27 protein-coding genes are annotated in these 23751 nt (G+C 56.6%); 2 read left to right on the forward strand and 25 right to left on the reverse strand.

The window, feature by feature from the left end:
- Nucleotides 1-42 precede the first annotated feature (42 nt).
- From cysE to fabF, 20 genes are all read right to left on the reverse strand, one after another.
- Nucleotides 43-852 carry a serine O-acetyltransferase gene (cysE, locus tag ACZ1G5_RS01270; RefSeq protein WP_472731133.1) on the reverse strand — a complete coding sequence of 270 codons (810 nt, stop codon included), beginning with the start codon at nt 850-852 and terminating at the stop codon, nt 43-45.
- Nucleotides 853-933: 81 nt separating this feature from the next.
- Nucleotides 934-1227 carry a DUF7742 family protein gene (locus tag ACZ1G5_RS01275; protein WP_472731134.1) on the reverse strand — a complete coding sequence of 98 codons (294 nt, stop codon included), beginning with the start codon at nt 1225-1227 and terminating at the stop codon, nt 934-936.
- A gap of 2 nt (nt 1228-1229) precedes the next feature.
- On the reverse strand, nt 1230-5123 hold the full coding sequence (locus ACZ1G5_RS01280; RefSeq protein ID WP_472731135.1) for a baseplate multidomain protein megatron: 3894 nt from the start codon (nt 5121-5123) through the stop codon (nt 1230-1232).
- A gap of 6 nt (nt 5124-5129) precedes the next feature.
- Complete coding sequence (locus ACZ1G5_RS01285; protein ID WP_472734246.1) at nt 5130-5549, reverse strand: C40 family peptidase; 420 nt, start codon at nt 5547-5549, stop codon at nt 5130-5132.
- An 8-nt stretch (nt 5550-5557) separates the two neighbouring features.
- Nucleotides 5558-6442: a DUF2163 domain-containing protein gene (locus tag ACZ1G5_RS01290; protein WP_472731136.1), complete on the reverse strand. Its 885-nt coding sequence runs from the start codon at nt 6440-6442 to the stop codon at nt 5558-5560.
- On the reverse strand, nt 6439-7071 hold the full coding sequence (locus ACZ1G5_RS01295; RefSeq protein ID WP_472731137.1) for a phage distal tail protein, Rcc01695 family: 633 nt from the start codon (nt 7069-7071) through the stop codon (nt 6439-6441). Before ACZ1G5_RS01295 ends, ACZ1G5_RS01290 begins: the two co-directional genes overlap by 4 nt.
- An 8-nt stretch (nt 7072-7079) precedes the next feature.
- Complete coding sequence (locus ACZ1G5_RS01300; RefSeq protein ID WP_472731138.1) at nt 7080-7739, reverse strand: phage tail tape measure protein; 660 nt, start codon at nt 7737-7739, stop codon at nt 7080-7082.
- Nucleotides 7732-7926: a rcc01693 family protein gene (locus tag ACZ1G5_RS01305; RefSeq protein WP_472731139.1), complete on the reverse strand. Its 195-nt coding sequence runs from the start codon at nt 7924-7926 to the stop codon at nt 7732-7734. Before ACZ1G5_RS01305 ends, ACZ1G5_RS01300 begins: the two co-directional genes overlap by 8 nt.
- Before the next feature lie 3 nt (nt 7927-7929).
- Nucleotides 7930-8244: a gene transfer agent family protein gene (locus ACZ1G5_RS01310; RefSeq protein ID WP_472731140.1), complete on the reverse strand. Its 315-nt coding sequence runs from the start codon at nt 8242-8244 to the stop codon at nt 7930-7932.
- Entirely contained in the window at nt 8244-8660 is a 417-nt protein-coding gene (locus ACZ1G5_RS01315) for a phage major tail protein, TP901-1 family (protein WP_472731141.1), read from the reverse strand. Before ACZ1G5_RS01315 ends, ACZ1G5_RS01310 begins: the two co-directional genes overlap by 1 nt.
- A 29-nt stretch (nt 8661-8689) precedes the next feature.
- Complete coding sequence (locus ACZ1G5_RS01320; RefSeq protein ID WP_472731142.1) at nt 8690-9103, reverse strand: DUF3168 domain-containing protein; 414 nt, start codon at nt 9101-9103, stop codon at nt 8690-8692.
- Nucleotides 9100-9438, reverse strand: a complete 339-nt coding sequence (locus ACZ1G5_RS01325) for a head-tail adaptor protein (protein ID WP_472731143.1) — start codon at nt 9436-9438, stop codon at nt 9100-9102. Before ACZ1G5_RS01325 ends, ACZ1G5_RS01320 begins: the two co-directional genes overlap by 4 nt.
- Complete coding sequence (locus tag ACZ1G5_RS01330; protein WP_472731144.1) at nt 9435-10034, reverse strand: head-tail connector protein; 600 nt, start codon at nt 10032-10034, stop codon at nt 9435-9437. The genes ACZ1G5_RS01325 and ACZ1G5_RS01330 overlap by 4 nt, the downstream gene beginning before the upstream one ends.
- A gap of 168 nt (nt 10035-10202) precedes the next feature.
- Entirely contained in the window at nt 10203-11384 is a 1182-nt protein-coding gene (locus tag ACZ1G5_RS01335; RefSeq protein WP_472731145.1) for a phage major capsid protein, read from the reverse strand.
- Nucleotides 11385-11416: 32 nt separating this feature from the next.
- Nucleotides 11417-11947, reverse strand: coding sequence for an HK97 family phage prohead protease (locus tag ACZ1G5_RS01340; RefSeq protein ID WP_472731146.1), 531 nt, complete (start codon nt 11945-11947; stop codon nt 11417-11419).
- Nucleotides 11944-12156, reverse strand: coding sequence for a hypothetical protein (locus tag ACZ1G5_RS01345; RefSeq protein ID WP_472731147.1), 213 nt, complete (start codon nt 12154-12156; stop codon nt 11944-11946). The genes ACZ1G5_RS01340 and ACZ1G5_RS01345 overlap by 4 nt, the downstream gene beginning before the upstream one ends.
- On the reverse strand, nt 12146-13330 hold the full coding sequence (locus tag ACZ1G5_RS01350) for a phage portal protein (protein ID WP_472731148.1): 1185 nt from the start codon (nt 13328-13330) through the stop codon (nt 12146-12148). Before ACZ1G5_RS01350 ends, ACZ1G5_RS01345 begins: the two co-directional genes overlap by 11 nt.
- A gap of 112 nt (nt 13331-13442) precedes the next feature.
- Nucleotides 13443-14801 (reverse strand): DNA-packaging protein, encoded by a 1359-nt coding sequence (locus ACZ1G5_RS01355; RefSeq protein WP_472734247.1) that lies wholly within the window; start codon nt 14799-14801, stop codon nt 13443-13445.
- A gap of 431 nt (nt 14802-15232) precedes the next feature.
- Nucleotides 15233-16393, reverse strand: coding sequence for an endolytic transglycosylase MltG (gene mltG / locus ACZ1G5_RS01360; RefSeq protein WP_472731149.1), 1161 nt, complete (start codon nt 16391-16393; stop codon nt 15233-15235).
- Nucleotides 16393-17652 (reverse strand): beta-ketoacyl-ACP synthase II, encoded by a 1260-nt coding sequence (gene fabF / locus ACZ1G5_RS01365; RefSeq protein WP_472731150.1) that lies wholly within the window; start codon nt 17650-17652, stop codon nt 16393-16395. The genes mltG and fabF overlap by 1 nt, the downstream gene beginning before the upstream one ends.
- 341 nt (nt 17653-17993) lie before the next feature.
- Here fabF and ACZ1G5_RS01370 point away from each other — a divergent pair, with 341 nt between their 5' ends.
- Entirely contained in the window at nt 17994-18740 is a 747-nt protein-coding gene (locus tag ACZ1G5_RS01370; RefSeq protein WP_472731151.1) for a PilZ domain-containing protein, read from the forward strand.
- A gap of 17 nt (nt 18741-18757) precedes the next feature.
- Here ACZ1G5_RS01370 and ACZ1G5_RS01375 read toward each other — a convergent pair whose 3' ends face one another.
- The 3 genes from ACZ1G5_RS01375 to fabD form a co-directional block, all read right to left on the reverse strand.
- Entirely contained in the window at nt 18758-18991 is a 234-nt protein-coding gene (locus tag ACZ1G5_RS01375) for an acyl carrier protein (RefSeq protein ID WP_272146625.1), read from the reverse strand.
- 202 nt (nt 18992-19193) lie between these two features.
- Entirely contained in the window at nt 19194-19931 is a 738-nt protein-coding gene (gene fabG / locus ACZ1G5_RS01380; protein ID WP_472731152.1) for a 3-oxoacyl-[acyl-carrier-protein] reductase, read from the reverse strand.
- A gap of 23 nt (nt 19932-19954) precedes the next feature.
- A complete protein-coding gene (gene fabD / locus ACZ1G5_RS01385; RefSeq protein WP_472731153.1) occupies nt 19955-20890 on the reverse strand; it encodes an ACP S-malonyltransferase in 936 nt (311 codons plus the stop codon).
- Between the two features lie 166 nt (nt 20891-21056).
- On the opposite strand from fabD, the gene ACZ1G5_RS01390 reads away from it, so the two are divergent.
- Nucleotides 21057-22247 (forward strand): cytochrome b/b6 domain-containing protein, encoded by a 1191-nt coding sequence (locus ACZ1G5_RS01390; protein ID WP_472731154.1) that lies wholly within the window; start codon nt 21057-21059, stop codon nt 22245-22247.
- A 58-nt stretch (nt 22248-22305) separates the two neighbouring features.
- Here the strand turns inward: ACZ1G5_RS01390 and ACZ1G5_RS01395 are convergent, their stop codons facing one another.
- Nucleotides 22306-22887, reverse strand: a complete 582-nt coding sequence (locus ACZ1G5_RS01395) for a YceI family protein (RefSeq protein ID WP_472734248.1) — start codon at nt 22885-22887, stop codon at nt 22306-22308.
- Nucleotides 22888-23005: 118 nt separating this feature from the next.
- Nucleotides 23006-23596, reverse strand: a complete 591-nt coding sequence (locus ACZ1G5_RS01400; RefSeq protein WP_472731155.1) for a hypothetical protein — start codon at nt 23594-23596, stop codon at nt 23006-23008.
- Nucleotides 23597-23751 lie beyond the last annotated feature (155 nt).

The following is a 23751-nucleotide window of genomic DNA, read 5'->3' on the forward strand; positions in this document are numbered from 1 at the left end:
CATAAAAGAAAACGCCGGTCCAATGGACCGGCGTTTTGCGTTTTACATCACTGTTTTCAGGATCTGATCCATGGTCATCGACGGCTGCGAACACCCAGCCTCGCCTACAATCTTGGCGGGCACGCCTGCGACGGTTTTCATCGGCGGCACCTCTTGCAGCACCACTGATCCGGCTGCAATCCGGCTGCAATGGCCGATCTTGATATTGCCAAGCACATGCGCGCCAGCTCCGATCAAGACGCCATCACCGATCTTGGGGTGCCGGTCGTCATCTTCTTTACCCGTCCCGCCCAATGTGACCGAGTGCAGCATCGAAACATTGTCGCCAACAACAGCCGTTTCACCCACAACGATAGAGTGGGCGTGATCAATCATGATCCCCTGCCCGATCTTGGCCGCGGGGTGGATATCAACGCCAAACATCTCGCTTGTGCGCATCTGAATGAACGACGCCAAATCCTTGCGATCCTGCTGATACAGCCAATGACCCAACCGATACGCCTGTACTGCCTGAAAGCCCTTGAAAAACAACAAGGGCTTCATGAAACGATGGCAGGCAGGATCACGGTCGTAGGTTGCCACGATGTCCGCGCGGGCAGCCGTGACCAATTCCGGTGCCCGAACGTAGGCTTCATCTGCAATTTCACGCAAAATCTGTTCGGACATTTCGGGCGAAGATAGTTTCATTGAAATTCGGTATGCGAGCGCGCCCTCAAAGGACTTGTGATGCAATACACCCGCATGGATAAGCCCCCCCATGAGAGGTTCTTCTGCAATGGCCGTTTCGGCCTCTTCGCAGATGCGATGCCAAACTGGGTCAAGTTCCATCAGGTTTGGTTGTGGATGTGCCATCGGCTGTGCCTCGCTTAGTTTGGTCTTATCTGTAGATCAGATAGGTATGCCAAGCCAAGAACAAAGCTGTGATGGGGCAGTTCACAGTTCTTGATCCGTGCATACCCGCGCCAACCCATCGATCACGATCGCCAATGCACAAAGGGCGTCAGCGTCGATCTGTGCCGGTCGCGCCGCTTGGCGATAGCTTGCCGCCGCAGACAAAAGTGATCCGCATCCAAACGCAACATGCCGTTTTCCAGTGCTTGTGCGGAACCGGTCGGCAGTCTCTGCCTGCGCAATCAGAGCGGCCATAACACCTGCACGCGCGGCTGGCGCTGCGGCCAGCAGCACACGCATCGCCGCTTCGATATCGGCCAAATTCACCGGACGCATTGTTAGAATTGCAACCCGGCAAAGGGCCCCGCCCCAAAACGATCAGACAGTTGCGCAACCTCTAGTACAAAAGGTCCGTTCCCCACATCAGAGGTCCGATCCGCCGTGGTATAAATCCAATTTGGGCTGGTCAGCGTCACTTCACGTCGCACGATGTCACCCTGCCGGATCCGCAGAACATAGGCCTCGCTGTCTTCACCCAAAGGGACATCACCATCAGCCCAGATCCCGCCATCAATCCGGGTCGACCTGATCCATGACACAGCGGTGCCCGCTCCAACGCCTTGCGATTGAAGATGCACCACCGGGTAAGGCCGGAGGCCATTGCCCTGAAAGACACGCGTCTCATACCGATAACTCGGGTCAGTAATGGGCTGTTTTGCAGGTCCAAAACGGAAATGGCGCTGATTTCCACGTGACGCGGCAGGCAACTCAATCTGTGTCGGCACAGCATTCATCAACACAACATGAGAGCCGGCAGGCCAAACATCCGGCATCAGCCCATAGGTGCCCGCCTGCCCACGCAAGAAGCCAGACAAAGCAAACCCACGCTCTTCAAATGGAACAGCGCTCTGGAACTGCAATATTTCCCAATCATCCGCAGTGCCGCTTCCGATCGCAATTGTGTTTGCACCGGCCAAAAGCGCCTCTGTTGACGCGGCACTTAACGTCCTGTTAATCAGCCCAACGTCGAGCGCAGCCTGCCTATCCCAAATACCAACCGGACCGCGCAATAGCGGTGTTTGCGTGACGCCAAGCGTTGCGGCCTCTGCCACAACTTGGTGCAGCGCATAGTCGCTGTCTTGCGGCGCCCCGTAGATTGCGATGCTGCCAGGCCAAGGCTGCCCAGATACCGCGACGTAGGGTGAATGTGGCTGTTCATCACCGGTCAGCAGCGGCAAATCCAGAAAGACCAACTCAGCCGGAACTGGCCCGACAAAAGGCTGTAACACCGCATCTTCTTCGGGTGTGACCTGTTGCCGATACACTTCCGGTTCGATGCGGGTCGCATCAATCAAGCGCAAACCAGCCTCTTCCACACGGTCAATGCGGTAGGTGCCTTTGTGTTTCGTCGTATCAAGGCAAACCACATCCCCCGCACCGACATCCATTAAGGACGGCGGCAGGGCAAAGCTTGCGCTATCTCTGCCGATCCGTGCTTCTTGTAGCCACCGTGACACGGTCGTTTCCCCTTCACCACGGGTCAGCACCAAAGGCACTTCGCTACGCGTAGTGGCAAAACTGACATCGTCGGGCAATGCGACCTCGGCCGCTACGGCATCATAATCACGATCAGCATGCAAATGGGAAAGCTGCACACGGCCAGTGATCTCAGCAGCGGCAGCGCGCGTCAGCGACAGAGATTGATCGCTTTCAGGGTTCATGGCCAACGTGTCGTCGGACAGGCAGCGATCAATAGCACCGTCGCGGCCCCGGAAAACCAAGACGCCACCACGCTCGATCGCGTCAAAGCCATAGGCTAGCATCAAGGGCTGCAAAGCGGCCCGTCCAGTGCCCGCATCACTGACCGTGTATCCCCGCACAACACCAAAAAGCGCTGAAACATCATAGTCCGTAACACCCGACCACCGACAGATTTCTGCCACCACAGACGACAACGACCTATTGGTTGCGCGCCCGTTCAACCAATGCCCCAGCGCATAGTCGGCGCCATCTGACCAAAGCGCACGGTTGCCCGGCCAAAACGGGTATGGGCGCACGTCCCATCCCCAGACATGCATCCGCTGGGTGGAGAGCATGCGTCCGCCATATTGCGTTGAGATCGGGTTGTTCTCGCTCTTCGCGAAGTGATCAAATATCGCCGACAGATATTGCATCTGCATCACGTCATCGCGGTTGCCATCGGAATATTGCGGCAGTGCGGCATCATCTGATTTCGGCGACAGCACCCGGCCTGGTTCGTTTGCGCCTTTGTCAATCGCGGGACAGCCGAGGGCAGTAAACCAAATCGGCTTGCTTTGCGGCACCCAGTCAGTTGCCGTCGCCTCACGCACGCCGCCGATGCGTTGATGATGGGGGTGAGACCACCAGTCTGCAAAGGCCTTGTGCTGCCATATCCACGGTTCCCCATCTGGATCGGTGATCGGTGTTCGGCGCTGCGCCCTGCGCGCATCCAGGGTGGTGTAATACCAGTCAAATTCTTCGCCACCAGCTACATTCCCAGCCAAATAGTCCGCGTTGTAAATAGAGCCTGCATGCGCATCCAAGTGATCGTCATTGTTGCGCCAATCGGCCAACGGCATGAAGTTATCGACACCAACAAAGTCGATATTCGGATCAGCCCATAGCGGATCAAGATGAAACAGCTTGTCCTGCGTGCCTGCGGGTTGGTAGCCATGATACTCGGTCCAATCAGCCGCATAGCTAATCTTGCAATCAGGGCCGAGGATCGTACGCACATCTGCAGCCAAGTCGCGCAAAGCGTCAACAAAGGGAAAGCCACCGCCCGCCCCGCGAACCTGTGTCATACCAACCATTTCTGAACCGAGACAGAAGGCCGGCACACCACCAGCCGCGGCACACAAATGTGCATAATGCAGAACAAAGCGACGATAACCCCATTCAGCGGGTCCACTGTAGCCGATCACACTGTTGGTCACCGAAAAATCAGTCGCCGCAGCCACGCCAAGGAATGCCGCAACTTCTGTTTCTGCCACAACCGTTCCGTCAGGTGCACCATCAACGCCCGGTGCCCGCGATGTTGTGACCCAACCGCGCCACGGCAGTGCCGGCTGACCCGGCACAGCAGTCCACGGATTGACAAGCGTATTGCCCGTGATCTGCTCCATCAACATCATCGGATAGAACACCGTGTCTAGGCCACGCGCGCGCAAATCAATGATGGCCTCGATGACCGCCGCGTCGGCGGGCGTCCCGTCGTAAATCGCGGTGCCATCCAAATGCGGCACTGTGGATGCGGTACTGCGCCGCATATTCGAGACGCGCCACGGCATGGCCCCTGCATCCGCATCGGTCTGCGTCACCTTTGGCTGTATGCTACATTGCGCGCACCGCAAGTCATCGCCGAACCATGCGACCGGCAGTATGACCGAACCGCAGGACGGCAACTCTCCCTGCATCGCGTCCAACGCAACCGAAAAGTCGCTGCCACCGATGGGCGAGTTGGTGTTGACGGCGCGCTGACTGCCAAAAGCGGGTGACATGTAGACCTGCGACGTTGCCAACGCGTATTCACCGGTTCCCGTCATCAATGCAGTGCCAGTGATTTTTTGCGCCAACTCGCTACCTTCCGCCGGTCCCAGGCGCATCACCTCAAACGTCAGCTGCGGAATACGGTTGCCAAATTGACCAAGCGCAAGGTCCTCTAACACGACATATGCGGTGCCACGATAGGCGGGCGTATTCTCTGCCCCCTCGATTGCGGCAATCTTTGGATCCGGTAGCTGATCGTCTGTTCCTGCATAGACCCGCATGTTGAGGCTGTCTGGCGAGATTTCGTCACCATCGGCCCAGACGCGTCCGACACGGCTGATTGTCCCCTCGCACAATGCGAGTGCCAGACTGACGGAATATGCGTAGGAGGTTGTTTTGGGTGTTGAAGAGCTTCCTTTCCCGCCACCTGATGTGCTTGAGCTTTCCTTAAACTGCGACGCCCAGATCACCTGCCCCGAGACACGCATCCGGCCATACACCTGCTGCATATCAGCGCCTTCATTGGCGCCCGTGACGCGAAAGCGGTCAATGCGACCAGTCTCCACCGTTTCGCTCCCTGCCCCTAACAGTTGTTGGTCAATGCGACGCCCGATCGCCGCACCGGCGGCGCGCCCAATCGTCGCCATCGATAAGCCCAATACGGACCCACCAATTGATCCGCCCAGCGCCATGCCAGCGGCAGAGAGTGCAATCGTCGCCATTTGAAACTATCCTTCTACAAAAGAAAAACGTGCTGCGATGCGCCTGCGCCACGGCGCGGATAGCGCGCTTTGCACCACGCCGTGACCCGAATAAGCATGGATGAAACTGGGTGAAGGGTCGCCCAGCACCAGCACACCTAAATGCTTGGCCACCGCACCCTTGCGCATACGGAACAAAAGAACCTGCCCAGCGGTCAGCGGCGCTGTATCAACCAGTCGCAAGTGCCTTAGGGCGGCTGCCAAAAGGACTTCCCGCCCCTGCGGCTCTGACCAATCGGCCGTATAAGCAGGGATCTGCTCAGGCTCAGCGCCATAAGCCTCCCGCCAGATGCCACGCAAAAGCCCGAGACAATCACATCCAACACCCTTTACAGACGCCTGATGCATGTAGGGCGTACCGATCCAGCCCTGCGCGAATGCAACCATATCCTTGCTCAACGGCTGAGACTCCCACCTGCGTTTGACTGATCAGAACGGGGAACGCTGACAAGCCAGTCATCTCCAGGAATGTCAGGAAAACCTTGAAAGTTCAGGAAGTTGTCAAACTTCATGCGGCAGGTTTCGGCGCTCTTGTCACATCCGGCAATTGCCTGAAACCGGTCCCCCGGTTCAATTGACGCAGCAATCGGCACCCACAGTACGAGTTGCCGTTCCGCGCCCAAACCTGCGTCAGCTTTGATAATCCCCTCAAGGCCAGCGGCGATCCCGCTCAACATCTTAAGTTGACCGCTTTCAAACCAACCGGCGTTAAAGGCATCAGCATCGCGCAATAAGAAACGCTGTCCATCTGTCGGAGCGGCAACAACACCCTCGAACAAATATGACGCGTGATTTGTCACGAACCGGCACCGGTGATCTCCAAGTATCGCATTACATTTCTTGAGATAAGACCGGCCCTGTGGCTGATTTAGCGCCTCTGTCAGACCCAGCAACTCTGCCTGAAAACCGCCGCCTTCGCGGGTAATTTCACCCAATGTTCCACGAAAACGCAGCTGCCTTGCAGAAACGTCATCCCAGCACACCAGCCAAGTCAGCACCTCCGCCCCGTCATAACGCCCCGCAAGGATATCGGGCTCGGTAATCGCGTCGGCGCTCAAGGCACCAATCGCCTCAGTATTGTCGACCGACAGCCCCGTCGCACTTGCCATTGCGCGCGCACTCAGACCGCTTTCGGGGGTAAACGTCAGCCCCTCGAATGTCAGTGCGCGATCATGATCGGTAAACCCCATAACCCTTCCATCCCGGCGGGTGATGGCCCAACAATGACAAACATGGGTCGTGCCGGTTTCAAGGTGCTCTAGCAATGCTGACTGGGTCATAGACGTATCTCCACTACAGGGACATTCGGGACTTCACCCGCCTGAAAGCTGGATACGGACGTCATGATGGCGTCGGTGTCGAAGCGGACTGGTACATCAAATTCAAACCCGGCGCGCACCTCAGCGCCGGTATCAGGTGCGCTGGCAAACGTCAGAACGCCAGTTTCATAGTCGACCTCATAGTCGACACCCTGTTGAAACGCGTCACCTCCGACCTCAACCTTGACCGAGCCTGCAACGGGCTTGGCTATGGGCCGCGTGTAGACCGCGTGACCAGAACGATAGGTCTTGCAAAGCTGGAACGCTGCGGTGGTTTCATCGCCGACCGCGATAAGCTGATCAGAGGCCGCAACCGCGCAAGAGGGCCGACAGGACTGATAATCGCTCCAGTCTTTCCAGCGAAACCCAATCAATTGGCCCTGACAGGCCTCAAAAAACGCAATCAAAGTCTCAACATCATCGAGAGAGCGCAATCCCATGCCGGCGTCATAACGACGGCGTGCATGCGCCCAGGGGGTGTTGCGCTCCTCAAACCCGTTGGCGAGCGTGACGATTTCTGTGCGTCGCTCCGGTCCACCCAACGCGCCAAAACTCAACGAGGCGGGGAATCTCACATCATGAAAGGTCATATTGGCTCCTACCTATGGCGTTCACTGCGGCTGAGAGCGCGGGTCATCTGCGCTGCTATCTGTCCGCGACTACGTTGAAATCCCTGAACATCAGGGGTTGTGATGTTCATATTGACTGTCATGGACCCACCGCCGCCGCCGCGAACACCCAATTGGCCATCCGCCCCACGCGCCAACGGCATAATTGCCTCCGGCCCCGCTTCACCCATCAGGCCGGTCCCGCCGCGCATCGGAAACCGCGTCGGGCTGCTGACGATCCCACCTTTCGCAAAGGGCATGACGCGCCCTTGCGAAAACGTGCCACCATCGGCAAAAGGCATCAAACCGGATACCGCCGAATTCAAACCATCCGAAAGCAATCCCCCAAAGTGATTGGTCACCGGGTTTACAGCCGCCGAATAGGCGGTGTTCACCATCTTTTCGGCCAGACCACCCAAAACGTCCGTCAGACTACGGCCCTCAAGCACCAAACCATCGAACGCGGTCCGCAAACCTTGGCTGAACCCGCGTTCCAGATTGCCCAGATCACGCGTTGTCTCTACCAGGGATCCCTGCACGTTCCGGAGTTGATCTTCAAATGCGGCCGTCATCGTCGAGGCATCGCCCAAAGCGTTTTCCAGCGCACCTACGTCGCTTTCGAGTGCATCAATCTTGTCAATGTCATCCATCATCTTCGTCCTTCACGTCATCTGGAAAGTCGTGCAGCAGCGCATCAAAACGCGCACGCCCCATTGGAGCCATTGCATCGGTCGCACCCAACATGATCTGCAGTTCCGCAGGGGTCAGGCGCCAAAAGACCTCTGGCGTTAGTCGCAGTTGGTGCAATCCAGCCCGCATCAGACCCGCCCAGTCCAAAACCTACTCCGGTACCGCAAACGCGCGCGCGAGCATCAAAGCCGCAGCCTTGGCCGCACCCACGGGCCCGCCGGCAATCTCTGCTGTCATCAGATCGGCCGCAGTACCGGTCCAGCCGCCCCCGCGCAAACCTGCAACAACAACAGCCATCACATCAGCCCCCGAGAAAGCGGCACCCTCAAACCGGCGGATCAGATCAACGAGCGAGCCTTCGCCCAAAGCTGTCTCAAGCTCTGCCAGGGCACCCAGCGTCAGCTTGCAATCATGGCTGACGCCATCAATCACAATCGCCACCTCACCGGTCCAGGGGTTTGCCATCAGATCAACGCCACAAAGGTCAGCGCACCAGCAGAGGCCAGCGACAGCTCATAAGTCGCCTCACCGTTGTGTGACCCTGCATATTCAATCGACGTAATCTGAAACGGCCCCTCCAGCGTGCCAAACCCCGGCACGATCACCTGGAAATCGGGTGTTTCCCCGTCAAAAAAGATCTGGCGCGCGCGCTCGTCCGTCGCCTCATCCTTGAACACTCCGGATCCGGAAATTGCAGCCGTCTTGACGCCTGCACCACCCAGCAATTCGCGCCATCCACCTGTGCTTTCAAGGCTGGTCACATCGACGGTCTCTGCGTTCAGGCTCAATCGCGTCGCCCGCAATCCAGCTGCTGTTTCAAACAGACCATCGCCGGTCATGTCGATTTTGACCAACAGGTCCTTACCATTTTGTGCAGCCATCTGGCGTACTCCTTCAACAATCGGTTGGGTTACGTGTCATCCGCCACGCGGGCACGAAAAATAAGGTTGATCTGGCGGACTGCACCCGTGCCAACACGGGCCGCCTTCGCTTTGTAGAAATTCAGGGACACGAGCCTGCCTCGGGCCAACACCAACGGCGCATCAACAAGCGCATCACTCACCGCCGCCGCTGCAGCCTTGGCGGTGGCGAAACCCGCGCTTTGGGTGACCACAGAAATCGTAAACTGATGCCATGCTCCATCGCCGGTCTTGTCAGAGGCATCACGGACATCTTCGGCCCCCAGCACCACGTAAAGCGGTGGTAATGCACCCGTTGGCAAGGCGTCATAGACATCATTCCCGACCAAAGCGCCGAGGGCGCCATCAGTGGTCAGGCGCGAAAATACGGCCGTCTGAAGAGCGGCGGCGACACCATAACTCATGGGGCCAACTCCTCTTCTGCGTGACAGGTAAGATACGCGGCCCGAAGCCCCTTCTCAGCGACGGCATAGATCTGAAAAACGCGTGTGCCATCCCGAAAGCGTTGACCGGCAACAGGACGGGACGGTGCGCCATATGGCGCAGCCCGCACGGTAATACGGTAAGGTACCCGCGACAGCGTCGCGGCAGTCTCGGCTTTTTCGCGTCCTGCACCCGCTTTCAGTTCCGCCCAAAGAACACCCAACGGTTCCCAGTTGCGGGTATATCCACCCGCGCCATCCGAGAGCTTCACCGGCCCCTCAAGAACCAACGAGCGGTTGAGTTGCGGCGCGCTCATACTCGGCCACCCATAAACAAGCGCACCGTGCGATAGTTCTCAATTAATGCGAGCACACCCACAGGCATGGCCGGCGTCGACCGCGACAGATCGTGACGATATTCATAGAAATGTGCAGCGAGGAGTATAACGGCCTGTGTCAGATCCGCGGGCAGATCGCTCCACTCCGGGCCAAAGCCAGCCAACATGCCAATGCGCACAGATCCACCTGCTGGCAGCGACGGCAAACAGGTCTCCACAGGCTGCAAACTCGGGCGCTGCATATCAGGTTCCAGATACAACGAAGCCGCATCAACAACCGTCTCGGCCCCTTGCATATCCACCAACGTCACAGCGCCAACTGCATTCACCGGGGCCACCGGCAGCGGCTGGCGGCGCGCATCGCGCCACGCGGTCAAGGTCCAGCTGAACTCGCGCTCAATCAGGATCTTGCCGGTTCGGGCCTCGATCGCTGCCATGGCCGCGCGCAGATAGCTTTCCAGTACGGCATCTTGAACTCCATCGTCGGAAAACCCCGATCCTAGGCGCAAATGGTCTTTGAATTCAGTGACCGGAAGCGCCGACAGTGGCACGGTGGTCTCTTCGACTAACATCATGGAATTACTCCGAAAATCATATGGGCCAAAGCCGATAGAACCCGGGCGCACCCGCCCCCCGCATTGCTCGGACGGAAGGGAACTGCTAGACAATGCGAGGATTGTCTGAAACGTGCGCCCGGGCCGGGCACTGCACCGACGCGCAGCACCCATTTCACGGTGACAGCCTTAGCTGACCGCGAACTTCAACAACTTGATCGCCGCAAAATCACTGACCGCACCACCAACACGCTTGGTGGCATAAAACAGCACATGGGGCTTGGCAGAGAACGGATCGCGCAGCACACGCAGATCAGGGCGTTCAGCCACGGTGTAGCCAGCAGAGAAATCACCAAAAGCCACAGACATCGAATTGTCATCAATATCCGGCATGTCTTCGGCAATCAGAACGCGGTACCCCAGCAAACGCGCAGGCTCACCCACGGCGATGCCATCGACCCAGACAAAACGACCGTCATTGTCTTTCAGCTTGCGAATGTGACCCGCGGTTTTGGAGTTCATCACAAAGGTCGCGTTGGCGCGATATTCAGCACCAAGCGAATAAACCAAATCAATGATCGGATCAGCGCGGGTAATACCACCCGCAGTTTCGGACGGTACATAACCCAGATTGCCCCAGGTCCAGCTGTCATTGTCGACTGTGGGGTAGGTCAACATGCCAGTTGGCTTATCGACGCCATCACCCTCGATAAAGGCCATCGCCTCTGCACGGGCAAACTTGTCTGCAATCCGGCCGGCTAGCCAACCCTCAATGTCGAACGCGCTATCGTCCAGCAGACGCTGCGACGCTTTTGGCAGTGCAGACAATTCATGCAGCGGAATGGAAATCCGCTCAATCTTCGGCGTATCAGTTTCGCCAACCGCACTCGCCTCGGTTGCCCAACCGGCACCCATTTCAGAATGATCAACCAACACGTCATAAGACGTCGCATCAACATTCACGACACTCGCAATCGAACGAATGGAAGCGGTCGAGGACAGTGTGTTCTGAATGGTATCCGCCGTCTGCGGATCAACCAGATAGCCCCCATCAGCCGCCACCGAAGTCCCCAGCGCCTTGCCTTCCATCTCAAGGCCACGCAGCCCATCATCGTCACCGGATCGCAGGTATGCAGCAAAGGCCTTTTGGTGCGGCGCATCTTCTGCCGCAGCCTGTGCCAGCGCAGGGCGGGCGGTCATCATCGTTTTTCGGTCCAGCTTGTTCATCCGGTCATCCTGTTTTTGAAGTTTGGCATTCACGCCGTGGGAAAAGTCTTTGAAATCGCTCATGAACCCGGCAATCGCCGTATTCAGAGACTGGGCAGGAGACATATCTTCCCCGGCCCGAGACGTGGTCTCAGTCTTACTCATCAATCAATCCTTTGATCGTTGCTCGGGCGGGCTCAGTCCCGCGCCATCATTTGGCGCGCACCCTCGAATGCCGCAGCCATCTCGCGCAATGTGGCATCCACCGGGTCTTCTCCCTTGGCCCCCACACGCGCATCAGGAAGCATCGGAAAAGTGACCAAAGACACCTCCCAAAGTTCCAGCTCTGACAAAAGGCGTCCGCCTTTGTCGTCCTTTCGTGCCTTTACAGTGCGATAACCAATGGACAAACCGTCAATGGCCTTGGCGGCAATCAGCGACGCGGCCTCGCGGCCCTTGGCGATATCCGTCAGCAAGCGGCCTTTGACCCACAGACCCGTGGCATCCTCACGCACCTCGTCCCACACACCAATCGGCTGGGCGGGGTCATGCTGCCACAGCATTTTCACACCGCGCCCGTTGGCGAGCGAGGCGCCATAGGCCCCCTTCTCAACCGTATCGCCACCTTGATCGGACTTACCAAACAGTGAGGCATAACCGCTGATGATCGTCCCATCGGTCACAGTGACCTCAGTGCCAAGCGCACAAAACTTATGTTCCAAATTCATGATGAGGCTCCACTCAGCGCGTTAACAATTTCAAACACCAACAAACCGGCACATCCGCAGACAATCAGCCAGACCTGCCACTCCAACCGAGTGACCATGAATTCGATACGTCCCAGCCGCACATCGACCTGCGCGAACCAATAGTCGGACGCCGGTGGCGGCCCTTCGCGATGGGGCTTGCCGTCCATTTCAACGACGTTACGTTCCATCACCAACCTCCAAAGCAGGCAGACCCAAAAGCGACCGTTTCTCGGCGTCCGTCAGGAACGCAGCATCGGAAACACGTTTCCACTGCGCATCACGTTCGGCAGACAAAGCAGGGATCTGATCCAGATCAGGACGCAGGCTGACATCCTCACCCGCATAATCCGATAACCATGCCGCAATCGCCGACATCACGCGTGTTGACAGCGGCAACACCGTCAAACGGTAGAACGCACGGTTGGCTTCCTGATAATTCGCATAGGTCGCATCACCCGGAATACCCAACAGCATCGGTGGCACACCGTAAGCAATCGCAATCTCACGCGCAGCAGCTTCCTTCGTCTTCTGGAATTCCATATCTGAAGGCGAGAACCCCATAGGCTTCCAATCAAGGCCACCTTCCAACAACATCGGACGCCCCGCATTGCGCGCACCCTGATGCTGGCTCTCCATCTCATCCAACAGCCGCGCATATTGATCATTGCTCAGGGCCGACTGCCCATCTGCCCCCCGATACACAATCGCGCCAGACGGACGGGCCGCATTGTCCAGCAAAGCCTTCGACCAACGTGACGCGGCATTATGCACATCAATGGCAGAGGCTGCGGCCTGCAAGGCCGAAAACCCATAATGATCATCTTGCGGATGAAAGCTCTTGATATGGCAAATCGGGCTCAAACCCTCAGCCACGGCAAAGCGGTGCTTACGACCGTTTACCATATACTCATAGCCAACGGGCCAGCCATCTGCCCCCGGCACAACAGACATCCGATCAGAGCGCAGCACATGCATCTCAACCGGCAACGTATCATCGGCCACCGCCTCCAGATACCCATTCCCTGTCAGCAAAACCTGCCCAAACAAAGCCTCGAGCAGCTCCGCCCGGCCCTGCCCCGCATTAGGGCGCGCCAACAGTGCTTGCACCGGATGCGTCTCATAACGGCGTTCCGCATCCTGCACGACCACAGGCAAAGCCGCCGCCGCCTCTGCAATCAATTTCACCGCACGAAAGCCGATCGGATTGGCCGAAAACCCAGCCCGCGTCAGCGACACCACATCGCGCGGCGACCAGGCAACACGACCGGCACTAGACATCGCCATCACACGACCCGTGGCCGAGGCTTTCGCCTCAACAACCGGGGCCGCATCTGGCTTGGTACGGTTTAAAAATTCAAACATTCAAAACTCCTAGTGCCGGCCGGTGGTGACCATCTGCAGTTCACGAAAAACAATTTCGCGCAAAGGATTTAGGAATTCGCGACAGCACCGTCCCGGACAGTGCGCAACACCCTCAAAGCCCACGAATACTGGGATTGCGCCACTTTGATGCAGGCTCGATCATCAAATCATACAAAGCCCAAACAAGCGCATCCACACGATCGGGCGACCCTTTGCCGTCAAACCCACGGCTGGTCATCTGCGCCATCTGATCTTCCAAATCAGACAATCCACGCACATGTGACACGCGCCCTTGTTCATAAAGCGCCGCGACAGGCTCCGCCCGCGCGACCTTGCCCTTGGTGGCATGCACAGACCGGTAAGGCACCATCGCATCAACGCCGCGCAAGACGGCCTCGACCATATCACCGCCCTGATTAACCTCAGCCACCAGCCGGTCGGCCCCATGCCTGCGCATCGCCGCTATCGCAGCCTCAGCCCAGGCGGAGGGGCGCGCCGCCGCCATGGAGGCATCCTCCAGCACGACCGCATGCCAATCATGCACATCGCCCTTCATGGACACACCCGCCACAACGATCCCGCATTCATCAGACCCGGCGTGCGACGTCCCCGGCGGATCAATCGCGACGACAATCCGGTCAAGCGGAGGCGCTTCAGCCACCTGACACCGCGCCAGATCGGCAGCGGTCCACAGCGCACCCTCCACTTCCGTCAACATCACGCCTTCCATCTCCTGACGCCCCAATGATGTGCCGCCATAACGCCCCTCAATCTCTTTCAGAAAGCTATCGGCCAAATTTGCCCGGTTCGCCTGCGTCGCCGCATGGGTCACCGCGGTGGTGTCCAATTCCAGCAATTCACTTAACATCTGCGACTTGCGCGGGGTGGTCGTGACACAGGCACGCGGGCTGTCGCCCAAGCGCAAGGCAAATTGCAACATATCCCAGGCCTCGCCGCCCCGGCGCCACTTGGCCAGTTCATCCGCCCAAACCGCATCAAACTGCGGTCCACGCAGACTATCGGGATCATGCGCCGAAAACACCTGCGCCTCGGCCCCATTGGGCCAAACCAGCATGCGGCGGCCCGCAATCCACTCAGGACGGCGATCCGGTGGGCAAACGGACAGAATACCACTGTCGCCAAACACCATCACCTCACGGGCCTGATCCATGGTCTCACCTACCAGTGCCACCCGGCGGGCCGCACCCGGCGCATGGGGCAACGCCCCTTCAACCATTCGGCGCACCCATTCCGCGCCAGCACGGGTCTTCCCCGCACCGCGCCCACCCAAAATCACCCAAGTACGCCAATCACCGCTTGGTGCGATCTGGTGCGGCATCGCCCAAAAGTCGAACAGATAGGGCAGCGTTACAAGTTGCTCTGGTGTCAGCATCGCAAGGAAATCCTTCTGCCAAGAGGCTTTGGCGGAGGCGATCAAGTCGGCACCCAACTTGAGATCGGACGGCGTCATAGTCGACGGCATCTGCGTCTGGGTCAGTTCCGATTTTTGCATGGAATGCGTCCTCAGCAGTCAACACCTTGAGGTGAGCCGCATGTAAAAGATCAAGTTTCGTACAGATTGCCTTGAGATTTGGAGCGGAGACCTCGTTCATATCCGCCACCATCTCTTGTAGTCGCGTGCGAATGTCTCGCGATAACCTGTCTATTTCGGCCACCCTTTCGGCTGCCAAATTGATGCCATCAGGCACCATTTCACGTTCATCATTCATTGTAATTCTGACCTGTAAGGAAACTTCCGTTACGGTCGAGCGGCAAGGATCGTGTTCAACCAACCCCGGTCTTCTAGCAACGCGAAACTACTAGATTTACAGGTCAAATGTCAATCAAACTAGACAGTGCGATCGTGCGCACTGTTAACCATTAATTATGAAAAACAGCGCGTTAGCCGTCGTTGGCGCGTTCGGCTTCAATCTCGCGCCAGGCGGCAACATTACGATTGTGATCGTCTAGATTGGTCGCAAATGCATGACCGCCGGTGCCATCAGCTACAAAGAAAATATACTCCGTCGTATCAGGATTAAGGGCCGCCTCAATCGCGGCTTTGCCCGGGTTCGCAATCGGCGTCGGTGGCAAACCTTCGATCACATATGTGTTCCACGGCGTCGCACCACGCAGCTCACTTTGTCGCAAACCACGGCCCAGCACACCCTCGCCGCGGGTGATACCATAGATCACTGTAGGGTCGGTTTGCAGACGCATGCCACGGTTCAAACGATTGACAAAAACACTTGCAACCTGACGGCGTTCATCGGGAACGCTGGTCTCTTTTTCAATGATACTGGCCAGAACCATGGCGTCCTCGGCCGAAATCAACGGCAGACCCTCTACACGGTTGCTCCATGCCTCAGCCATAATGGCCGCTTGGGCGTCGCGCATGCGGGTCAATACAGAAGAAACTGTATCCCCTTCTTTCACGATATAATCCTGCGGGGCCAAGGAACCCTCTGCCGGTACGTCTGTGACGTCCAACTGCAGGATATCCATCTGACCCAAAGCATTCAAAATCTGCCAACTTGTAGCACCTTCCGCGATCACAATACGATAAGTCGCGTCACCAGCTTCACGCACGGCGGTATAGGCCGCAGGCACCTCAGCCTCTTCAACGACCTGAAAACTTGCCAGATCAACAAAATCATTTGTCGCAGGGTCCAATTCGCGAACATCAACAATAGTACGGTTAATCCCGACACGGTAAATCACCTCGGCACCGCATGTATTGCGGCCACCGCGGGTCACGATGTCGATGATTTCTTCCATGGATGCTTGTTCAGGCACGCGAAAGCGGCCCTGCTTCAAGGAACCCGACTTTTCAGTGTAGTCTGCGCCAATCTCGAAAATGAACGGCGATGAGATCGCGCCCTTCTCAACCAGATCTGCACTCAGTTTCGATAAGTTGGTGCCACCGGGCACCTCAAGACATATCGCCGCCTGCAATGGACCGTCAGAGCTATATTGGCGGGTTCCCCAAGCGACCAAACCCGCCAAAAGAAACAATCCGACGATCAAAAATGTGAAAGCATTCGCAGCGATGTGGCGCCACATCAGTCTACTTTCCCGAATACAACACTGGCGTTCGTGCCGCCAAATCCAAAGGAGTTCGACAGCGCCACATCAATCTTCGCAGGGACTTTCTTATTGGCGCAAAGGTCGACAACCGTCTCGCAATCAACCGTATCAAGATTGATCGTCGGCGGCGCGACCTGATCACGGATAGCGAGGATCGAGAAAATCGCCTCAATCGCACCCGCAGCGCCCAAAAGATGGCCTGTCATAGACTTCGTCGATGACATCTTCAGCGAAGACGCAGCATCGCCAACCAGCCGCTCAACAGCGCCCAGTTCAATCGTATCCGCCATCGTCGATGTCCCATGCGCATTCACATAGTTAATCTGGCTGGGATCAATGCCTGCATTACGGCAGGCCGCGCGCATCGCACGTTCCGCGCCTTCATGATCTGGCGGTGGGGCCGTGATATGGTGGGCATCACCACTCAGGCCGTAACCCAAAATCTCCGCGTAAATCTTCGCGCCACGTGCTTTTGCATGCTCATATTCCTCAAGCACAACAATACCAGCACCCTCACCCATAACAAACCCATCACGATCAGTATCCCAAGGGCGGCTAGCTACCGTTGGATCATCGTTATGCTTGGTACTCAATGCCTTACAGGCGTTAAACCCGGCCATACCAACCTCGCAGATCGCAGCCTCAGCACCGCCTGCAATCATCACATCCGCATCACCATACTGTATCAAACGCGACGCATCACCGATCGCGTGGGCACCGGTCGAGCAAGCTGTGACAACAGAATGGTTCGGCCCGCGGAACCCATATTTGATGGATACCTGACCGGAGATCAGATTGATCAGCGCACCGGGCACAAAGAAAGGCGACACACGGCGCGGGCCCTTCTCGGCCATCATCACAGCGGTATTTGCAATCGAATTCAGACCACCAATGCCAGACCCAATCAGAACACCGGTGCGTTCCAGCGCATCACGATCCTCAGGCATCCAGCCCGCATCTTCGACCGCTTGCTGTGCCGCAGCCATCCCAAAAAGAATGAAGGTATCAACCTTACGCTGCTCCTTGGGTTCCATGTAGGCATCGGCATTAAAGGTGCCGTCAGAGCCGTCACCAAGAGGCACTTCGCAGGCATACTGGGTTGTCAGCCGACTGGGATCAAAGCCAGCAATCGGCCCAGCCCCAGACTGACCATCAAGAATGCGCTCCCATGTATTTTCGACACCATCCGCTAGGGGTGTCACCAGCCCCAGCCCTGTAACAACAACACGACGCATATTCTGCCCTCACCTCTTGGCGTATTTGTCTGCACTAATAGCCCAGCGACCATGACAGGGGCAAGTGCAGCAATCGTGATCGGCGAGGATTGCACCTTGTCATTTCACGAACGATTAAGGGGTTACCCCTACGCTGCGGTCAAACCGCAAATGGGAACAGCGCCTTGGGTCAGACCGGATTGGCAATTTGCCTGATCATTGGGTTGTCAGGAGTGGGCGTTACGGCACAAGCCAACTGCTTGCTCATCGCCAGTCTGGACAACATGCACAGCATCCAAAGCAGGCTCGCGCGCGATCCTGGGTCGTCGCTGTTTTCCACAGATATAAGGCAAATCCGCCGCATGGCTGCCGACGTCAGCAATCGTGACATGCTTCGCGCCGTTGATGGCAACAGCTTCACCGGACACGGTGCCGACGTTATGCGCTTTATGCAAAACACCCGTTCATTGCTGCGGGGCACTAGTCTTGATGACCCGCAATCGGTGCGCAAACACTTTGACCGACAGGCCCGGGTAAATCTAACGGAAGTTGGTCAACATTTATCGAGCTTGCGATGCAGCGACGCGCAAATCGCACGCGACTCGGCCGCAGCAGCGGCAAGCAATCGCAACGGTGGTTCCAACAGTGACGCCGAAGATCTGGCAGAGGTCGCAGAAACGCTGAATACCATCGCAGAGGAGGTCCTTCAGCCTCGCTCGCTTGTAATCATGCTGGTGGCAACGGCCACTACCATCACTGTCGTGCCGGCAATTGGACGCTGGCGAACAAGGCGAAAACGGCGTGCGAAACGACACAATACGACATACCCAACACACTATAAATCAGAGAGCGACCATCAGCCCGGCATGCTTGTCGACATCAACTGTCACGGTCTAAAGCTGCGACACGGGGCTGAAAAACCGTTACCTATCGGCACCAAAGTCGAGGTTGAAATCGACAATCAGTGGACACCTGGCATCGTGATGTGGGGCAACAAACACTACAACGGCATTCAGTTTCAAAGATCAATCGGACTGAACGACGTGGATGTGGTTCGCCAGATAAGGCAACCGGCAAAGAAAAACGGCACCCCAAAGGGCGCCGCTTAACGAATTGTCTCAGACGTTTACTGTGCGCCGTCGATGAACTTAACCGCATCACCGAATGTCTGGATTGTTTCTGCCGCGTCATCAGGGATCTCGATCCCAAACTCTTCTTCAAAGGCCATCACCAGCTCAACAGTATCCAGGCTGTCTGCGCCAAGATCATCAATAAAGGACGCAGCTTCCGTCACTTTGTCTTCTTCAACACCAAGATGCTCTACAACGATCTTGCGTACGCGGTCTGCAACGTCGCTCATATCAATTCCTCATGTCTTTCTGGGCTTACACCCGTTGTTCCTCGGGCTTGCGCCCAAACTCTTGCGTCCCTCACAGGACGCGATCTTATCTGCGAAGCGCATTTTGACGTTACGTCACATGCACCTTTCGGCAAATCTGCGTGGCCTATAGCAGAGAAATCCGCGATGGCAAACGCTTTACACCACTCAACGCAGCGACTTGCTAGAACATGGCCATGCCGCCGTTCACATGCAAGGTGGTACCCGTCACATATGCAGCTTCCGGGCTCGAAAGATACAAAACGGCAGCTGCAATTTCATCGGCATCACCCATACGTCCGGCAGGTACTTGGGTCAAAATAGCTGACTTTTGATCATCGGTCAGTTTGTCGGTCATCGCCGTCGTGATAAAACCCGGAGCCACGCAGTTGACGGTAATGCCCCGGCTGGCCACCTCATAGGCGATCGACTTTGACATACCCACCATACCGGCCTTCGAGGCCGCGTAATTCGCCTGTCCCGGGTTGCCGGTCGCACCCACAACGGACGAAATATTTACGATACGCCCCCAACGTGCCTTCATCATACCGCGAATGACACCCTTACAAAGACGCATTGTGGACGTCAGATTAACCTCTAAAACCGACGCCCACTCCTCGTCAGACATTCGCATGAATAAATTGTCGCGGGTAATGCCGGCATTATTCACCAAGACATCCACCGATCCCATTGCCTCGGCGGCCTGTTTAGGCAAAGCTGTTACCGCCTCTGCATCACTTAAATTACACGGCAGAACATGGGCCCGCTCACCCAGTGATGCGGCCAATTCCTCTAGTGGTGCCACCCGGGTTCCAGACAAAGCAACCGTTGCTCCGGCGTCATAAAGACCTTTCGCAATTGCGCCACCAATGCCGCCGGATGCACCGGTAACAAGAGCATTCTTTCCATTCAGATCAAACATTTAACGATCCTTCTTTATGTATTTCATTTCAACGCAACCGCCGCGGCTATAACATCGTTCGGCGTACCCACCACAGATGTTGCAATGTTGCGATCGACGCGCTTGACCATCCCGGATAGCGCCTTTCCTGCGCCGATCTCAAAAATCTCAGAGACACCTTTTGCCGCCATGTACATCACACTTTCACGCCAACGCACCGACCCCGTCACCTGATCCACCAGCAAGGACTGGAGTTCGGTTGGATCAGTCACGGCCTCCGCGACGACGTTCGCGACCACTGGTACCTTCGGTGTCTTGATTTCAACCTCTGCCAAGGCTGCGGCCATCACATCAGCCGCGGGCTGCATCAGACTGCAATGGAATGGTGCACTGACCGGCAACAACAGCGCACGTTTGGCCCCCTTGGCCTTGGCTATGTCAACAGCACGCTCAACAGCGGCCTTGTGTCCGGAAACCACAACCTGAGCAGGATCATTGTCATTTGCAGCCTGACAGATCTCACCTTGCGCCGCTTCGTCGGCCACGTCCTTTACAGCATCAAGATCAAGACCCAGAACTGCCGCCATAGCGCCAACACCTACAGGCACCGCATCTTGCATGGCATTGCCACGCGCACGCAGCAGACGGGCGGTGTCGGAAATCGACAGCGCGCCGGCGGCCGCCAAAGCTGAATATTCACCCAACGAATGACCCGCAACAAACGAAGCCATCGAAATGGTCACACCCTCCGCCTCCAGCGCGCGCATCGCTGCCATTGACGTCGCCATTAAGGCAGGTTGGGCATTGGCGGTTAGGGTTAATGCCGCGATGTCACCATCCCAGATCAACCCCGAAAGGTTCTCGCCCAAGGCCGCGTCGACCTCGTCAAAAACGGCTTTTGATGCCGGATAGGCATCAGCCAGCGCCTTGCCCATACCGATGGTTTGCGCCCCTTGCCCCGGAAATACGAATGCGCGCATGAAACGGCCCCTTTTTGTTTTGGCAATGTTGGCAAAGGCTTATCCTGCCGGGCCCACGCACACAAGTAACCGTGCTTTTTTGTACCGCCATAAGAATAAATATCACGCGCTGTGCGTAAGCTTAGCAAGATGCTAAACCGAACCCAGCTTATTCCCGGAGACGACCATGTCCACCACGCCTTCACCCGTCACGTACAGCACAGTGACAAAAACATTCCACTGGCTTACTGCGCTTTTTATTCTCACCGTTATCCCGCTTGGGGCGATTGCGAACCGTTTGCCCTATGAAACAAACGAACAACTCGCATTCAAAGCGCAGCTTTTCTCATTTCACAAGACGCTTGGCATCCTGGTCTTCATCGTCGCTTTGGCGCGGATTGTCTGGGCGCTGACACAGCCCAAACCGGCTTCACTGCACCCAGATCGCAGGGCCGAAACCTTGCTGGCTGAACTGGTACACTGGCTTCTCTATATCTCATTGGTTGCCGTCCCGTTGACCGGCTGGATCCACCATGCCGCCACCGAGGGCTTCGCGCCGCACTTTCTGCCAATCAGTCAAGATCTCCCTTTCGTGCCAAAGGACGATGCGATCGCAAAACTGTTCGGCGGTCTGCATTGGGTTTGGAGCAAAATCATGGTTGGCGCGATCATGTTGCATATGGCCGGCGCCCTCAAGCATCACTTCATCGACAAAGACGCCACATTGCGTCGCATGTGGTTTGGCAAAACGGATGCCGGCGCACAAGGCGCCCATACGGGCAATCTGGTGGCCCCCATCGCAGCCTTGGTGATTTACGGCGCTGCAACGGGTGCGGGTGCTGCGGCGGGATTTTACAGTGTAAAGTCAGAGGTCGCGCAAGCAGATCTGGCAGAAGTTTCATCGGAATGGACTGTAACAGAGGGCGAGATTGGGCTGACAATCACGCAATTCAACAGCCCCGTGACAGGTGCCTTTGGCGAATGGAGGTCTGCAATCTCATTTGACGAAAACGCGACAGGCACGCGTGGTTCTGTTGAAACGACAATATCGATTGGATCGCTGAAAATCGGTTCAGTCACAAACGACGCACTGGGAACCGATTTTTTCAATGCGTCGGCTTTCCCCACCGCCGTATTTGCGGCGGACATTGTTGCGGATGGCGACAGCTACGTGGCGGATGGTACGTTGACGATCAAAGACATCACCGCGCCTTTGGCCCTGCCCTTCACGCTGACCTTAGATGGTGACACCGCGCAAATGGAAGGCTCTGTCACCATTGACCGCCGCACTTTCCAAATTGGCCAAAGCATGAGTGATGAAAGTAATCTCGCATTTGCGGTCACTGTCGACATCGCGCTGACTGCGACACGCGAATAAAAATGGCCGCGTCTGTTCGCAGACGCGGCCAATAAACGTGAGTGGTTTTGGGTAATCCTTACTCGGCCTGCATCGCTTCAATCGAAATCGCGATCTCAACCTCATCGCTGACAAACGGTGCAAACGAACCGACTTCGAAGTCCGATCGCAGCAATGTTGTCGTCGCATCAAAGCCAGCCCAAGGTTTCTCCGCCATCGGGTGCATGCCAACTTGGTTCAGTTTCGCGTCCAACACGACCGACTTGGTTACTCCATTCAGGGTCAAATCGCCTGTGATCAAGGCCGTATCATCACCAGTGACCTCAATGCCGGTAGACGCAAAAGTCACCATTTCGTCTTCGTCAGCACCAAAGAAGTCATCACCCATGAAGTGATCAAATCGTGCCTCCCAACCCGTGAACATGGTACGCACGGGGAACGAAACACTCACAGAGGACGCGGCTGGATCTTCCTGATCAAAGGCGATTTCGCCCTCAAAACCAGAGAATAGCCCATAGGTGGTTGAATAACCAAGGTGGTTATAGGTGAACATGATCTGGCTATGGCTGGCATCCAGAACGTAGTTTTCAGGTGCTGCAAAGGCTGGTGTTGTAACTGCTGCTGCAGCGACAAGTGCGGACGCGATAAGTGTCTTCATGATATAATCTCCAAGCGAATGAACGGGCGTGCGCAGGAGATAACGCAAAAACAGTCATATCAAAGCTTCAAAAATGAACACAAGTTGTTCAGCAATACGCAGTAGCGCTGCGTCGACGCGATCAAGCGGCGGCGGTTTGAACCGGTGCCGTTGTGCCTAAAAGATCATGTGCAAGTCGATCACGCAAAGGCATCAGTTGCGCCGTTGTACCTTCCGCGACAAGAACAACTTGGGATGTGTTGCGGTAGCGCATGATCAGCTGCGCCGCACCAACGTGTTCGTTTTCCTCGATGAAAACGCCACCGATCTCTTCGAACCCATAAGCCGCAACCGTCGTGGGCTTACCAGCACGATTGCAAACAACCTCACGCACTTCATCCAGGCTTGTGTCAACGTGAACCTCCGCCAGACTACCGCGGCTTGCGAACCACAATAAATAGAAAGCGGCCGCGCCCATCAAAGTGGCCGCACCAACGCGCATGATGCCCGCACCCCCATCAAAAAACAGCGTCGGCAGTACGAGGACTCCAAAGCAGGCGGTCAAAAGGCAAACGCCGAAGAAGAAGCAAACCGCCTGCCCCAGCATAACAGATATCGGGGCGCCGCGACCGGATCGTACCTTGTAGCCCCAAAAGATCTCTTCAACCTCAAAAGGCGCGTTGCGCGCGATATCACCAGCAAAATCTACTGTAGAAGCATTCATATCGGTCATCGGGTTACTCCGTCTTGTCGCGTACCACCAAACTCCGTGGTAAACGGGGCAATAAAGGGGCAACGTCAAGGCATCGTTAAGAAATCTGAATTTGTTGCGCAAAGGACTCCATTTCGCAGTGTTTCAAGGCTTGCATCACCCTTTCGCGGCTGTAT

It is taken from the genome of Yoonia sp. JB2-21 (assembly GCF_055693545.1).